At 42.0% G+C, this 617-nt stretch carries 1 protein-coding gene; it reads left to right on the top strand.

Features of this window, described 5'->3' with window-relative positions:
- On the top strand, positions 1-617 hold a 617-nt coding region (locus KH893_RS11440; protein ID WP_281166232.1), incomplete at both ends, for an SH3-like domain-containing protein.

Genomic DNA, 617 nt, shown 5'->3' with positions numbered 1-617 from the left:
GAGGAAACCGAACTCACTAAAAGAAGCAATGGCAGCGAATATACTTACGCAGAAGTTTATGATTCAACGGCCAAAAAAACTTATTGGATCGACCAAAGAGCTATTTTATCTTCAGTCTCTTCGCAAACGACGGCTGATTATCAAGCGACAATTAATGATTCGGCAAGAAATGATAAAACGTACTCCGCTCCAGCACTGTCTTCCTGGTCTTCTTTGACTGGTAGTACAGATGCCTATAATGGAGACAAAGTAACTGTTATCGCGTCTGCTATTACCACGCGTGGGAATGGCGAAAGCTATACGTATTTAGAAGTTGAGTATGGCAGTTCAACTTTTTGGATTGACAGCCGAGCAATCTTGGCACAAGTCACATCGTCAACGAGTGAGGATTATTCGGCAGTTATTGAAGAAGGATCCAGAACTGATGGAATTTATACCGACGGTCCGGCTTTGACTTCTTCTTCAACGATCACAGCCAATGCCAGTGCACCAAAATACAATGGTGATCGAGTAACTGTCATTAAAAAAGATGTGACAACACGAGGAAACGGACTCTCTTATACGTATTTAGAAGTTGAGTATGGCAGTTCAACTTTTTGGATTGATTCACGCGGTAT

Origin of the sequence: Liquorilactobacillus sicerae, assembly GCF_029916425.1 — a bacterium.
GTDB classification, from domain to species: domain Bacteria; phylum Bacillota; class Bacilli; order Lactobacillales; family Lactobacillaceae; genus Liquorilactobacillus; species Liquorilactobacillus sicerae.
This window is presented reverse-complemented; position numbering and strand designations above follow the sequence as displayed.